The organism is Buchnera aphidicola (Cinara pseudotaxifoliae), assembly GCF_900128595.1.
GTDB lineage: Bacteria > Pseudomonadota > Gammaproteobacteria > Enterobacterales > Enterobacteriaceae > Buchnera_F > Buchnera_F aphidicola_J.
On record NZ_LT635893.1, the window covers coordinates 417314 to 431390 of the forward strand.

Below are 14077 nucleotides of genomic sequence, written 5' to 3' on the forward strand. Positions count from 1 at the left end.
AATATTAAATTTTGTATAATTACAAGAAATAATATTAATTTTAAATTATATGATTAATTTCATATTCAATTTTTTTTGTATATAAAATTAGTTTTTTTAATACAAATAAATTTTCTTCTTTAGCTTGTTGCAATTGCAATTTTTTAATATTATCAAGATATGTATTAATGAAATTAGAATTAATTTTATTTTTACAATGTTTTTTCCAAGATTTTTTTTCTCTGTTGTTTAATAAATATAAAAAGTTACGTGCTTTTATACGAAAAAAAATTTCTCTAATTCTATTATCAATAAATTTAGGATACCAATTTATCCATTTTAATGGACATCTTTTATGCAATAAAACAAACAAAGATTTGTCTTTTGACGAAAAAAAATTTTTATATAACATTAAATCTACATCCAGTACTATTTTTTTAGGGACAGTACATGTAAAAAAAGATATAATCCAATTTTTAATATGTATATTATTTTGTAATAAAAAAAAGTTTTTTTGACATAAAGTATAGTTAATCTGAACTCTATTGCAATCATATTGAGAAAGAGAACTATAAGAAAACAAAAGCGGCGATTTATTTAAATAAATAATTTTAATTCCACAATCAAATAAATTTTTTATAGTAATTTTATGATATTCTATACTAGAATATAAGTAGAATATTTTTTTTAAACATACTGATAAATCAATCACAATAAAGGTATTTTTATAATTTGGATGAGATCCTATAATCATAACACAACCTAAGTTTCTATTTTTAGAACCAAAATAACTAGATAAATAAAAAAATGGTTTATTATGATTTTTATAAATAAATGATAATATATATTTTTTATGAGATATTTTATATAAAAACAAAAAAAAACATTTATTTTTTTCATACAAATATTTTGCTACTAAAAATGTTGCTAAAACGTCTGAATACGCATCATGAGTATTAAAATGTTTAATTTTATTAATTTTTGTAATATCAAACAATTTAAAACTAACTATTCCGTTAACATCACTAGGCCAAATCATAGTGTTTGGGTGAAAAATATAAAAAGCACGTAATATATTTATTATATCCCAAGTAAAATTACCGTTTTTCCAACTCCATTCATAAGGATCAAATAAATTTCTATAAAAAAGATTACGGGTGATCAAATTATCAAAATTAATATTATTGTATCCTACAATACATATATTCTTTTGAGAAAAAATTTTATAAATTTTTTTGGCAAAAAAATATTCGTTAATTCCATATTTATGAGTATATTGAGGTAATATTTTAGTTATTAAAATAGATTCAGGATCAGGCAAATAATCAATGGGTGGATAACAAAAAAAAATTTTCTTTTTACTAAATTTTTTAAATTCACTATCTACTTCTATACTACAAAACTGAGCAATTCTATCTACAGATACATTTTTTCCAAAAGTTTCATAATCGTAAAAAATAAAATTTTTTTCAAAAATACAATCATTACTATTTTTTTTATACATAAAATTTATATTTTAAAAAATAATTTATATATATATTAAATATATATCATAAATTCTATTTATATTGATTTTTCATAATAAACTCATAACTTCTCCCCTGACTGGACTCGAACCAGTGACATACGGATTAACAGTCCGCCGTTCTACCAACTGAACTACAGAGGAATATATATAATATATATCATATGAAAAATTATATGTCAATTAATAATATTATTATTTTTTATATATCAATCTTAAAAAACATAAAAAATAAGTAATTTAAAAAAAAATATAGATTAGTGCCCTGAATTGTTTTATAATACATTATTAAAATTAATTTTTATAAAACATATATAATTTTTAAAGGCCCTTTAGCTCAGTGGTTAGAGCACACGACTCATAATCGTTAGGTCGCTGGTTCAAATCCAGCAAGGGCCACACATTTAAAAATTTATATTTAAAATAAATAGTTTTTAAAACATTAAAATTTTGTACATCTATATTAATGATATTATATGTATATAAATTTAATTTTTTTATTCGGAACAATTGATAATTTAGCAATTTTATCACCAGGATTAATATAAAAATTTTTTTTACTACAATTCCATAAAGATATTTTTAATTCATAAAAATTACAATAATCAATAATACTAAATGGATTTCCTATTATTAAACAATATTTATGTTTAATTATAGAAATAGGTTTAATGACAACACGAACCGTTTTGTCTGAAAAATGTATTAAAAGTCCTGTTGAAACTAATGTTGTTTTTTTAGAAAAAAGACATATTTTATTTTTAATATAAGCCCTTAAAAAAAAACCCGATAAACCACCTTGTAAATATTCAGGAAAATCAAAATCTTTTTTGATATTTGAACTTATAAATTTCACATTTATAATTAACGTATTTATACACATGAAAAACCTATAATTTAAAAAATTTTTATTTCGATAAAATTGATACTTGAATTTCAGTAGAAATATTTTTATATGGAGTAAAAACAATTGTATGAATACCTAAATATCGTAACAATCCGTTTGGTAATTTAATTTCATTTTTAGATACTAAAAAACCTATTTCCGATAAATTTTCTATAATATCTTTTACACCAACAGAACCAAAAATTTTATTTTTTTTACTGGATTTCACAAAGAACACAATAGAACCTATTAACTTAACAGCATTAATTCTTTTAACTGCTTGATTAATTTTTTTAGACTCTTCTTTTTCAGCATGTATTCTGTTTTTTTCAAAAATCTTAATATTTTTAGAAGTAGCTAACAATGCTTGCGAAGTAGGTATTAAATAATTTCTAGCGTATCCCTTTTTTACAGAAATTAGTTGACCTTTTTTTCCTAAGTTATCGATAGTATTTAATAAAATAATTTTCATGTAGTATAAACACCTTAAAAGTATTATTTAAAATCATTATAAAAGAATACTATTCTTATATTTTAATGATGTTGATCAGTATACGGAATTAACGCAATGAATCGAGCTCTTTTAATTGCACGAGCTAACTGCCTTTGATATTTTGCTTTTGTTCCTGTAATACGACTTGGAACTATTTTTCCGTTTTCAGTAATATAGTTTTTTAAAATTGCTATATCTTTATAATCTATATATTTAACTCCTTCTGCAGTAAAACGACAGAATTTTCTACGACGAAAATAACGCACCATAATTTATACCCTCTAAAATCTATGTATGAACAGCATAACTTTTTTCTTTTGATCTTATATTTTTAAAAATCAAATTTGATTATTTTTAATAAAATATTTTTTATGATTATTGTTAGTAACTACTATTTCTTTTTTATTGTTTTCTTGATTTCGTAAAATAGGAGACATATCTGTATGTGCTTTATTACATACAAGAATTAAATTACGAATAATATTAGAATTAAACTTAAAATGATTTTCCAACTCTTTCATACATTCAACAGATACTTCAATATTCATCAAAACATAATTTGCTTTTTGTAATTTATTTATAGAATATGATAAAATACGCTGTCCCCAATTTTCTGAACGATGTATAACTCCAGATTTAGATAATATCATCTTGGAATAAAAATCAATAATATGTAAAATTTTTTCATTTTTATCTGGATTAATCATCAAAATAATTTCATAGTGACGCACAAATAAAACTCCTTTAAAATATAAAAAATAAATATTTTAAATATTTTTTAAAAAAATAAAAAATAAATTATTTTAAAATATCTTTTTTATATAAAAAATAAAATATATAAATATTATATGTTGATTTTATTAAAAATGTCTTGTTATATTAACATAATTATATTCATGAAAAACATAGTTTTTTAAAAAAATTTATTTTTAATATTCATTAACTCTATAATAATATTATTTTTATTATAATAGACAATGATATTCTTAATTTTATTAAATATACGAGTAATGATTTTAAAAACATCTAATGAGACATTATATTAAAACATTTTAAATAATTATAAATTATAACATCATTATCTTTTTTATCATAAATACAGCTCTGTATTCTTGTATTTAAATAAAATTTAATCATACATTAAACTTATACAATTTAGTATTTATAAAAATAGTATTGTTGTACTATTATTTACTTAAATTATATCGTACTATATTCTGAATTTTTTTCATTAAAATATCTATTTTGTTATCTGGTATTAATGTAATATCTGTCCAATTATTTAACCACGTTAATTGACGTTTAACTAATTGATAAGTAGATTTAATAGTACTATCAATCATTTCTTGATAAGAATACTTATTTTGTATATAAAGCCACATCTGTCTGTAGCCGATACTATTAATAGACGGAAGAGAAATATTTAAACTTTTATTTTTATATAAATTACGTACTTCCTGTTCAAAACCACACTCCAGCATGTAATAAAAACGTTTTACTATTCTAGTATATAAAATATCCTTTTTAAAAGGAACGAGTCCAAATTGAAAAATTTTATAAGGCAACTTATTAGGAATAGATTTAATTAATTTACTTTTAGAAAGACCTCCAGAGACAAAAAATATCTCGACAGCACGTAAAACTCGCTGAACATCGTTTATATGGATTCGTTCGCTAGAAATTTTATCAACTTTTTTTAAAATATCAAACAATTTTTGCTTCTCTCCCGAACAAATTTTGTTAAAAATATAATTTCTAATAACAGAATTAGATGGTGGTAAATCAGAAAATCCGTTAAGTAATGTTTTAAAATAAAACATTGTTCCTCCAACTAACAAAGGAATTTTTCCTAGCTTTAAAATATCTTCTATTTCTCTGACAGCATCTCTATAAAAATCAGCGGATGAGTAGATTTCTTGAGGTTTTAAGATATTAACTAGTCGATATATATTACTTTGTAAATCTCGTTGCAATGGTTTATCAGTCCCAATATCTAATCCTTTATATATCGATTTAGAATCTACACTTAATAACTCTATTATAGAAAAATTTTTTTTTATTTGACGAGCTACCGCGCTCTTACCTATAGCTGTTGGACCCATCAAAAACAATATTATCGGTTTATTATTCATTTTTATTATTAAATATAAAAATATATACAATTTTAGTTTATAGTATGAATACAAAAAAATCTTAATACACATTATGTATATAATATATATTATCATATATATAATTATGTTTATATATCGATACTATACAATATAAATGAAACTTTTAATATTAATCTAATAATTAAATTCACATCCATTGTTTATAAGAATTTAATAATCCTCGAGTAGAACTATCATATTGATTACTAAATTTTTCTTTAGATAAATCGCCCAATATATCATTAGTTACTAATTTTCCTAATTCAACACCCCATTGATCAAAACTAAAAATATTTAAAATAACTCCTTGCACAAATATTTTGTGTTCATATAAAGAAATCAAAGATCCTAAAACACATGGAGTCAATTTTTTTAACATAATTGAATTAGTTGGTTTATTTCCAGGACAATATTTATACGATACACGTGAACTACAATTTAAACTATTTGAATTCATATTATTATTTATTATTTTTTCATTACCAAAAGCTAATGCTCTAGTTTGTGCTAAAAAATTCGATAATAATTTTTCATGATGATCATTAATAGGATTATGGCTTATTGCTGGAAAAATAAAATCACACGGAATAAGTGTTGTGCCTTGATGTAATAATTGAAAAAAAGAATGTTGACTATTAGTACCGCACTGCCCCCAAATAATCGGACTAGTCTTCCATGTAACCAAATTACCATTACGGTCTATTGATTTTCCGTTAGACTCCATATAACTTTGCTGTAAATATTCAGGAAATGCATGCATATATTCATCATAAGGAAGTATAGCTTCTGTTTCCGTTCCGAAAAAGCTCGTATACCATAAACTAATTAGAGCTAAAATAACTGGAATATTTTGTGATAATTCTTGATTTAAAAAATGCTGATCCATCATGCGTGCCCCACACAATAATAATTCAAAATTTTTAAACCCAATAGACAAAACAATAGATAGACCAGCAGAAGACCATATAGAGTAACGACCACCTACCCAATCCCAAAATTTAAAAATATTTCTACTAACAATACCAAAATTTAATGCTGCAGTTACATTTTCACATAAAGCAAAAAAATGAAGATCAAGATATTTTGCATAATTAGTATGAAAAAGACACCAATTTTTTAAATAATTAGCATTACTAATAGTTTCATCTGTAGAAAAAGATTTTGAAGCAATCAAAAAAATAGTGGTTTCTAGATTAACTTTTTTTAATATTTCAGTAACATTAGTACCATCAATATTAGAAACAAAATGAATTTTTAAATGATTTTTATATGCTTTTAACGACTCAGTTACCATATAAGGACCAAGGTATGAGCCACCAATTCCAACATTAACTACATCAGAAATACTTTTTCCAGTATATCCCTTCCAACTACCTTGAATAACAGAATCAGAAAAATTTTTTATTTTTTTCAATTCTTTTTGTATATTTATCATAATATTTACATTATCTACAAATATACTATTATTTAATTGGTTGCGTAAAGCAACGTGTAATACTGATCTATTTTCTGTTTTATTAATTTTGTGTCCTAAAAACATACTTTGTATAGCATCACTAACAAAGCATTCTTTAGCTAACATTAATAGTAACTGTAAAGTTTGATTAGTTATACGATTTTTAGAAAAATCTACTAAAATATTATCTTGAAATAAAATAGAATAATTATGAAATCTATTTTGATCTATATTAAATAAATCATTCATACAAATATTCTTGACATCATAAAAGTGATCGGTTAATTGTTTCCAAGAAAATGTTTTAGTTGGATTGATATTTTTCATGTCATCCCTTATAGTATTTAAATTACTTACCTATCAATATAGTATACACATGTATATATATTGTTTGTTAAACTACAGAAAAATGAAGATCGTGTATGTCTGTACTATCGATAAAAATATAAAACTATTAATCAATAAAACTAAAAATTTTAAAAAACAAACATGAAAAAAGAAAAAAAAAATGAAAAATTAATCTGGATTGATTTAGAAATGACAGGATTAAATCCTAAAATTCATAAAATTATTGAAATTTCTACTATTATTACAGACAAATATTTAAATATTTTGGAAATCGGACCTAATATTGTAATTTTTCAGAAACAAAAAACACTAAAAAAAATGCACAATGAAATATTTAATATTCATCAAAATAATGAGTTAATCAAAAATATAGAAGTTAGTCAAGAAAACGAAGCCAGCGCTGAAAAAAAAACTTTATTATTTTTAAAAAAATGGATTAAAAAAAAAATTTCTCCTATGTGTGGAAATACTATATCGACAGATAGAGCTTTTCTATTACATCATATGCCAAAATTAGAATCATATTTTCATTATAGAAATTTAGATGTTAGTTCAATTAATGAATTAGCACAACGCTGGAAGCCAAAAATTTTAAAAAAAATAAAAAAAAAAAATACTCACCGTGCACAAGAAGATCTAATTGAGTCTATAATAGAATTAAAAGTATATAAAAAAAACCTATTTTTCATATAAAAATATGATGTATAAACCATTACATATTCTTTTTTTTTATTCAAATAATTCTTGCAAAAAAAAATAATGTTTTATATAATTAAAATATAATACATTGCGGGAATAGCTCAGACGGTAGAGCACAACCTTGCCAAGGTTGGGGTCACGAGTTCAAATCTCGTTTCCCGCTTAAAAAATAAATAAAATATAAAATTTTCAAAAATTTTAAAAAACGTAAAAAATACATCATTTATTTATAAAATAAAACAAATTACTTTTATATAAATAAATATTTAAAATAGCTAAAAAATCAAAATTTCTTCTAAAAATCACACATTTTCATTAAAATTAAAAATCCTTTAATTTTAAATTTCTGATAAATTAAAACGTTTCTGAAATCTTTGTATTCTACCTCTTGTATTCATGTTTCTTTGTTTTCCTGTATAAAAAGGATGACATTGTGAACACAAATCAAGTAACATATCTTTCTTTTTAGTAGAAAATACTGGAATGGTATAACCACACGAACAAATAGCAAAAATTTTTTTATATTCAGGATGAATATTTTTTTTCATCACATATTCTCCAAAGAAAAATGTAGTATACTATCTAAAGATACATTTGATACATAAAAATATATTATATATAACATCAAAAATATTAAAAGTTAATTATTCTAAATATTACATATATTATATGTAATATTTTTTAAAATCAATATTAATTGCATTAAATATTTATAAACTTCACAATAACAACATTATAAATACAAAATATATATAACTATATTTAATAAGAGATTATGTTATTTATGACTACAATACTAAGTGTTCGTGTACATGGAAAAGTAGTAATTGGTGGTGACGGACAAGCTACTTTTGGACATACTATCATGAAAAGTAATGTAAAAAAAGTTCGTTCGATTTACAAAGATCAAGTAATTGCAGGTTTTGCTGGAGGCACAGCAGATGCTTTTACATTATTCGAATTATTTGAAAAAAAATTAGAAAAATACCAAGGACAGCTACAAAGATCTGCTATAGAATTAGCTAAAGATTGGAGAACTGATAGATTACTAAGAAAATTAGAAGCATTATTAGCTGTAGCTGATAAAAAAAATTCTCTTATCATTACCGGAACAGGAGACGTAATACAGCCAGAAAATGATGTCATGGCAATCGGTTCAGGTGGAGCATTTGCGCAAGCAGCTGCATATGCTTTAATTAAAAATACAAACTTAAGTGCATCTGTTATAGTAAAAAAAGCCTTAAAAATTGCTGCAAATATTTGTATATATACTAATCAATCATTTACTATACACGAAATATCCTCAGAAATATAATAAGGAAATATACATGTCAGCAATGACTCCTCGCGAAACTGTACGAGAATTAAATAAATATATAATTGGACAAGAGAACGCTAAGCGCGCTGTTGCTATTGCATTAAGGAATCGTTGGAGAAGAATGCAATTAAATTCAGAATTACGCCATGAAATAACACCAAAAAACATCCTAATGATCGGACCTACGGGAGTAGGTAAAACAGAAATTGCTCGCAGACTTGCAAAACTAGCTAATGCTCCTTTTATTAAAGTAGAAGCTACTAAATTTACTGAAGTCGGTTATGTGGGGAAAGAAGTAGATTCAATAATCCGAGATTTAACAGAATTAGCAATTAAAATGATTCGGACTCAAAATATAAAAAAAAACAAAAAAAACGCAAAAAAACGAGCCGAAGAAAAAATTTTAAAAATTTTAGTACCTATGCCGAATAATAATAAATGGAACGATGAAAATTCCACAGAACAACCTAAAGATACAATTAAAGTATTTAAAAAAAAGTTACGTAAAGGAGAATTAGATAACAAAGAAATAGAAATACAAGTCGCTTCTGTTCCCTTGGGAATAGAAATTATGTCTCCTCCAGGAATGGAAGAATTAACCAATCAACTACAATCCTTATTCCAAAACTTAAGCGGCAAGAAAAAAAATTTACGTAAACTTAAAATAAAAGATGCAATGAAATTAATTGTTGAAGAAGAAGCGGCTAAATTAATTAATTTAGAAGAATTAAAAGAACAAGCTATATATTCTGTAGAACAAAACAGTATTGTGTTTATTGATGAAATTGACAAAATCTGCAAACACCGCTCTTCTACATCTAATTCAGACGTATCAAGAGAAGGTGTTCAAAGAGACCTTTTGCCGTTAATTGAAGGATGTACTGTATCTACAAAACACGGCTTTGTAAAAACGGATCATATTCTTTTCATAGCGTCTGGAGCTTTTCAAACATCCACTCCTTCTGATTTAATTCCAGAATTACAAGGTAGATTACCAATTCGTGTAGAACTAAATGCATTAACAATAGATGATTTTGAAAGAATTCTAACTGAACCAAATGCATCTATTACTGCTCAATATATTGCTCTAATAAAAACTGAAGGAGTGGATATTGTTTTTACAAAACAAGGTATACGAAAAATTGCTGAAGCATCGTGGAAAATTAATGAATCAATGGAAAATATTGGAGCTCGTCGATTATACACCGTCTTAGAAAAATTAATAGAAGACATTTCATTTCATTCTAACGAACAATTTGGAAAAAAAATTTATATTGATGAAAACTATGTTAGTCTACATTTAGATAAATTAATGGAAAATCAAGATTTAAGCAAATTTATTTTATAAAAATATTTTAAAAAAATATTATCAAAAATATTTATTAATAATTTTTTTATATTTCAAAAGAATTGCCTATCTAAAATATTTATGATAGGCAATCATAAAATATTACGTATAGTACGATGATACATTTTAATGTTATAAAAAAAAATACAATAATTAAATATATTGAATTAAATTACAGTTAATCTAAATCATTTATTTTTTCTAAAAGAGATCTTAAGTTATTTTTCCATTTAATCCTTTCTTCTTGAATTAAAATAATTTTTTCTTCCATACGTTGTTTTATAGAATAAAGATTTTTTAATTTTTCTTTTAAATGTTTATTTTTTAATTTTAAATTTTTAATTTCTGTTCGTAAAGATAAAATACAATCTACTGATTTCTGTACTTTTGTTTCTAAATTAGAGAATGTTTCTAAAACCATGATGATACCATTTAAATACAAAATATTTATTAATTTTATAAAAAAATATACAGTATGTATTAATACAATAAAATTTATAAAATATAGATATATATTATAATATATATAATAATTTCAAAGAAAACAATTTTTAATATTTATATTTCAAAAAATATCATTAATAATGATATACAAAATAATTATTTTATTTAATAAATTTTAATAATTATTCTATATAATTATTAAATTAAATTAATAATTATTATAAAAAATTTATAAAATAAAATAGTTATTTTTCACTCCTAAAAACTTAATATAATATAATAAATTAATTATTATAAAAAATATATAATGAAATATTCTAATATGAATAAATGGCTAAACGTTAAAATTATAAAACTAAAAAAATGGAAAAACAACTTATTTTCACTTATTGTACGCGCTCCTATTAATTCGTTCAAAGCAGGACAATTTACAAAATTGTCATATATTAATACTAAAAAAAAAAGAATCCAGAGAGCGTATTCTTTTGTAAATCCACCTAATAATAAAAATTTAGAATTCTATATTTTATTAATTAATCAAGGAAAGTTAACACCATATTTGTATGATATATATAATTATGAAATTTTCATAGCAAAAAACTCATTTGGTTTTTTTACTATGGAAGAATTACCTAAAAAAGAAAATATTTGGATGATAGCTACTGGAACAGCATTAGGTCCATATTGTTCAATATTACAACAGGATAATGTATTAAAAAAATTCAAAAAAATTATTTTAATATACGCTATAAAGTATAGTATAGATTTAAATTATCTTAATATACTTAATAAAATCCAAAAAAAATACAATAAAAAAATTGTTATACAAATAATACTAAGTCGAGAAAAAAATAAAAAATATCTATTTGGACATATACCTGATTTAATTTATTCAGGAAAATTAGAAAAGATTGTTCAAGAACCATTAAATAAAAAAACATCTCACGTAATGTTATGTGGTAACCCAAACATGATAAAAGATACACAAAAAGTACTATTTTCTTTAAAAAAAATGAGAAAACACTTTCGAAGAAATCCAGGACATATTACAAGCGAGAACTATTGGTAAAATGTGTTTTTTTATAATAAAAATATAAATAATAAAATTATTTTTCGGAATTGATTCCTGTTAAAATAGGAATCAATTCCAAATACATGCAATAATATATACAATATTTTTAATTAATATTAACTAAAATATTTATATAATTAACGCACAAAAAATGAATATCTTATTTCTGGATCAGAATTTTTACTAATAATCATAGCAGCACGAACACCATACTGATTAATTTCATCAATATTTTCTGAATAAGAAGATTGTAAATCTGCTGTTTTAGTAACTGCCACTTTATACGTATCAGGACCAATTTTATCAATTTCATACGCAAAACGTACATTATCAGATGCTCGATATTCAACTTCAGGATAACGAGAAATCAAATTATTCCATGCAGCCTCTAATACTTCAGGATGTACATAAGTAGAAATTAATTGTTGTTCTTCATAATCTGTAACAGAAGTTTGAAATATATTCATTATATCTGGAGCTTGATTAGAAGGAATTCTACTACCATTCAAGAAAACAGTTTTATCATGTATATTATCTAAAAATTTTTGCTCTAATCTACCAGTTTTAGTTAATTCTTTAAAAGATTGTTGTAATTTTTGTGAAAATAATTCAGTTTTAGCAGAAAAATTAACAGAATTCAATACATTCCAATTTATATCGGGATTATTAAAAATTTCAGGAACGAAATCTTTAACACCATCATCTAAACGGTAATATTGTGGTGTATTATAAAAATTAGAGTCACTTATTGAATTATCAACATATTCTTCTTTAGATACAGCATTAGGACAATTAAAAATACTATTATCATATTCCATTGATGCATAATCAGAGTTTTCATCAGAAGATATAATATTTTCTTGATTATACTGACTATTTGGAGAAATATGCGCTATATACTCTTGATTAGCGTTATTAATAATTGTAACATCAACATTTTTAAAATCTTGATTTTTTAACACACTGTTATTATTAACTTGTTTTATAAGTTCTAAATTAAGATTTATATTAGATCTTATTGAAGAAACTGATGACATAGCATTTCTATCCTTTTATATTTATTAAATATAACATATCAATAAAATTTAATTTATAAAAATGTTTTTTAAAAACCAAAAAATCACAAAAATAAAGTAAGATACATTAAATTCTTGTTATAAAAACAATAATATAAAAAAATATATTTAAATATATGTTTAAAAAACATATAAAAATATTTGTATATATGTTTAATATTTTATAAAAAATACAATGTAAAATATTTAATTATATATAAATTATACTTTATATATAAAAATCAATACAAATTTTTATATATAAAAATTTTTATATATAATCTTGTATTTCTTATATACTGCACAATACAATAAAAGTCAAACAATAAATGCTTTTTACACAAAAAAATTTTTATCCTTTAAATTACATATAAAAATTTCATGCAAAGAATCAATCATAATGTTAAATTTAATTAATGTGTAATTACACCATCATATACATGAACAGCTTCTCCTGACATATATAAAGAGCTTCCTGGTAAACCATTCCATGAAATTGTTAACTTACCATGCAAGAGTACAACAGTAACATTGTTAGATAACATCTTGTTAAGTATACCAACAGAAACAGCAGCACACGCTCCACTACCACAAGCATATGTTTCGCCAACATGTCGCTCATACACTCGTAATAAAATTTTTTTTTTGGATAATATTTGCATAAAACCAACATTAACGCCTTCCGGAAAAGAACTATGTACAGATAAAGCTCTACCGATTTTTTCAACATTTATGCTTTTTATATCATCAACTTGAATGACGCAATGAGGATTACCGATAGTAACCACATAAATCAAATAATTTATTCCATGAATCATTATAGTATAATTTAATTGTTCGGAAATACACAAAAATGGAATATTTTTTGGAGTAAAAACAGGTTCACCCATATCTATTTTAAAAATATTATCTCTTATATGTTCTAAAAATAAATATCTATTTTTTGTACGAACACAAATTTTTTTTTTACTGATTTTTTTCTTTAAAAACAAATAATATGCAACACATCTAGCTCCATTACCGCATTGTTCAACTTCTAAGCCATTCGAATTAAAAATTCTATAAAAAAAGCTCGCTTGTACACAATTGGAACGCTGTAAAACTAAAAATTGATCAAAACCAATACCTAAATACCTGTTAGACCATTTCTTTATTAATTGCGGTGAAAAAAAAAATCATGTTGTGTAGAATCAATTAAAACAAAATCATTTCCTAAACCATGCATTTTAGAAAAAAAAACAACATTTTTTTTTAAAAACATGTTAAACATTCCTCATTCAAAAAATAAATGTTATAATTAA

14 protein-coding genes, 3 tRNA genes and 1 pseudogene are annotated in these 14077 nt (G+C 23.0%); 6 read left to right on the forward strand and 12 right to left on the reverse strand.

The genetic code is table 11. The features are described 5' to 3' along the window. Positions 1–40 precede the first annotated feature (40 nt). Positions 41–1483, reverse strand: a complete 1443-nt coding sequence (sbcB, locus tag BUCIPSTX3056_RS01880) for an exodeoxyribonuclease I (protein WP_075474949.1) — start codon at positions 1481–1483, stop codon at positions 41–43. A gap of 92 nt (positions 1484–1575) precedes the next feature. After that, a tRNA-Asn gene (locus BUCIPSTX3056_RS01885) sits at positions 1576–1648 on the reverse strand. A 182-nt stretch (positions 1649–1830) separates the two neighbouring features. Here BUCIPSTX3056_RS01885 and BUCIPSTX3056_RS01890 point away from each other — a divergent pair. Further along, a tRNA-Ile gene (locus BUCIPSTX3056_RS01890) sits at positions 1831–1903 on the forward strand. 73 nt (positions 1904–1976) lie between these two features. Here the strand turns inward: BUCIPSTX3056_RS01890 and BUCIPSTX3056_RS01895 are convergent. The 6 genes from BUCIPSTX3056_RS01895 to pgi all read right to left on the reverse strand — a co-directional run bounded on the left by BUCIPSTX3056_RS01895 (position 1977) and on the right by pgi (position 6819). Next, positions 1977–2360, reverse strand: a complete 384-nt coding sequence (locus BUCIPSTX3056_RS01895; RefSeq protein WP_172598450.1) for a dUTP diphosphatase — start codon at positions 2358–2360, stop codon at positions 1977–1979. Positions 2361–2412: 52 nt separating this feature from the next. Then, complete coding sequence (gene rplI, locus BUCIPSTX3056_RS01900; protein ID WP_075474955.1) at positions 2413–2862, reverse strand: 50S ribosomal protein L9; 450 nt, start codon at positions 2860–2862, stop codon at positions 2413–2415. 62 nt (positions 2863–2924) lie between these two features. After that, entirely contained in the window at positions 2925–3152 is a 228-nt protein-coding gene (rpsR, locus tag BUCIPSTX3056_RS01905; RefSeq protein ID WP_075474957.1) for a 30S ribosomal protein S18, read from the reverse strand. Between the two features lie 69 nt (positions 3153–3221). Then, positions 3222–3614, reverse strand: coding sequence for a 30S ribosomal protein S6 (gene rpsF / locus BUCIPSTX3056_RS01910; RefSeq protein ID WP_075474960.1), 393 nt, complete (start codon positions 3612–3614; stop codon positions 3222–3224). A 456-nt stretch (positions 3615–4070) separates the two neighbouring features. Continuing rightward, positions 4071–4985 (reverse strand): tRNA (adenosine(37)-N6)-dimethylallyltransferase MiaA, encoded by a 915-nt coding sequence (gene miaA, locus BUCIPSTX3056_RS01915; protein ID WP_331712101.1) that lies wholly within the window; start codon positions 4983–4985, stop codon positions 4071–4073. A gap of 199 nt (positions 4986–5184) precedes the next feature. Further along, entirely contained in the window at positions 5185–6819 is a 1635-nt protein-coding gene (gene pgi, locus BUCIPSTX3056_RS01920) for a glucose-6-phosphate isomerase (protein ID WP_075474962.1), read from the reverse strand. 162 nt (positions 6820–6981) lie between these two features. Here pgi and orn point away from each other — a divergent pair, with 162 nt between their 5' ends. Further along, positions 6982–7533: an oligoribonuclease gene (gene orn / locus BUCIPSTX3056_RS01925; protein WP_075474964.1), complete on the forward strand. Its 552-nt coding sequence runs from the start codon at positions 6982–6984 to the stop codon at positions 7531–7533. A 96-nt stretch (positions 7534–7629) separates the two neighbouring features. Continuing rightward, a tRNA-Gly gene (locus BUCIPSTX3056_RS01930) sits at positions 7630–7702 on the forward strand. 175 nt (positions 7703–7877) lie between these two features. Here BUCIPSTX3056_RS01930 and rpmE read toward each other — a convergent pair. Then, the gene (rpmE, locus tag BUCIPSTX3056_RS01935; protein WP_075474966.1) at positions 7878–8087 is read right to left on the reverse strand and encodes a 50S ribosomal protein L31; all 210 of its coding nucleotides are present in this window, start codon (positions 8085–8087) and stop codon (positions 7878–7880) included. Between the two features lie 236 nt (positions 8088–8323). Here rpmE and hslV point away from each other — a divergent pair, with 236 nt between their 5' ends. Together hslV and hslU are read left to right on the forward strand one after the other, a co-directional pair. Further along, positions 8324–8854, forward strand: coding sequence for an ATP-dependent protease subunit HslV (hslV, locus tag BUCIPSTX3056_RS01940; protein ID WP_075475039.1), 531 nt, complete (start codon positions 8324–8326; stop codon positions 8852–8854). 13 nt (positions 8855–8867) lie between these two features. Beyond that, the gene (gene hslU, locus BUCIPSTX3056_RS01945) at positions 8868–10205 is read left to right on the forward strand and encodes an HslU--HslV peptidase ATPase subunit (protein ID WP_075474968.1); all 1338 of its coding nucleotides are present in this window, start codon (positions 8868–8870) and stop codon (positions 10203–10205) included. A gap of 178 nt (positions 10206–10383) precedes the next feature. On the opposite strand, the gene zapB is transcribed toward hslU, so the two are convergent. Continuing rightward, positions 10384–10626: a cell division protein ZapB gene (gene zapB / locus BUCIPSTX3056_RS01950; RefSeq protein ID WP_075474969.1), complete on the reverse strand. Its 243-nt coding sequence runs from the start codon at positions 10624–10626 to the stop codon at positions 10384–10386. Positions 10627–10971: 345 nt separating this feature from the next. Between zapB and BUCIPSTX3056_RS01955 the strand changes: the two genes are divergently transcribed. Beyond that, entirely contained in the window at positions 10972–11718 is a 747-nt protein-coding gene (locus tag BUCIPSTX3056_RS01955) for a ferredoxin--NADP(+) reductase (RefSeq protein ID WP_075474970.1), read from the forward strand. A gap of 140 nt (positions 11719–11858) precedes the next feature. On the opposite strand, the gene BUCIPSTX3056_RS01960 is transcribed toward BUCIPSTX3056_RS01955, so the two are convergent. Both BUCIPSTX3056_RS01960 and dapF read right to left on the reverse strand, forming a co-directional pair. Next, positions 11859–12758: a hypothetical protein gene (locus BUCIPSTX3056_RS01960; protein WP_075474972.1), complete on the reverse strand. Its 900-nt coding sequence runs from the start codon at positions 12756–12758 to the stop codon at positions 11859–11861. Positions 12759–13189: 431 nt separating this feature from the next. Next, positions 13190–14046 (reverse strand): annotated as a pseudogene (gene dapF, locus BUCIPSTX3056_RS01965) (diaminopimelate epimerase). Between the last annotated feature and the right edge of the window lie 31 nt (positions 14047–14077).

What these genes read in the sequence shown, in the direction of transcription:
- sbcB (WP_075474949.1), bottom strand. Translation starts at nt 1,483, where the DNA reads ATGTATAAAAAAAATAGTAATGATTGTATTTTTGAAAAAAATTTTATT.
- rplI (WP_075474955.1), bottom strand. Translation starts at nt 2,862, where the DNA reads ATGAAAATTATTTTATTAAATACTATCGATAACTTAGGAAAAAAAGGT.
- rpsR (WP_075474957.1), bottom strand. Translation starts at nt 3,152, where the DNA reads ATGGTGCGTTATTTTCGTCGTAGAAAATTCTGTCGTTTTACTGCAGAA.
- miaA (WP_331712101.1), bottom strand. Translation starts at nt 4,985, where the DNA reads ATGGGTCCAACAGCTATAGGTAAGAGCGCGGTAGCTCGTCAAATAAAA.
- pgi (WP_075474962.1), bottom strand. Translation starts at nt 6,819, where the DNA reads ATGAAAAATATCAATCCAACTAAAACATTTTCTTGGAAACAATTAACC.
- orn (WP_075474964.1), top strand. Translation starts at nt 6,982, where the DNA reads ATGAAAAAAGAAAAAAAAAATGAAAAATTAATCTGGATTGATTTAGAA.
- rpmE (WP_075474966.1), bottom strand. Translation starts at nt 8,087, where the DNA reads ATGAAAAAAAATATTCATCCTGAATATAAAAAAATTTTTGCTATTTGT.
- hslV (WP_075475039.1), top strand. Translation starts at nt 8,324, where the DNA reads ATGACTACAATACTAAGTGTTCGTGTACATGGAAAAGTAGTAATTGGT.
- hslU (WP_075474968.1), top strand. Translation starts at nt 8,868, where the DNA reads ATGTCAGCAATGACTCCTCGCGAAACTGTACGAGAATTAAATAAATAT.
- zapB (WP_075474969.1), bottom strand. Translation starts at nt 10,626, where the DNA reads ATGGTTTTAGAAACATTCTCTAATTTAGAAACAAAAGTACAGAAATCA.
- BUCIPSTX3056_RS01955 (WP_075474970.1), top strand. Translation starts at nt 10,972, where the DNA reads ATGAATAAATGGCTAAACGTTAAAATTATAAAACTAAAAAAATGGAAA.
- BUCIPSTX3056_RS01960 (WP_075474972.1), bottom strand. Translation starts at nt 12,758, where the DNA reads ATGTCATCAGTTTCTTCAATAAGATCTAATATAAATCTTAATTTAGAA.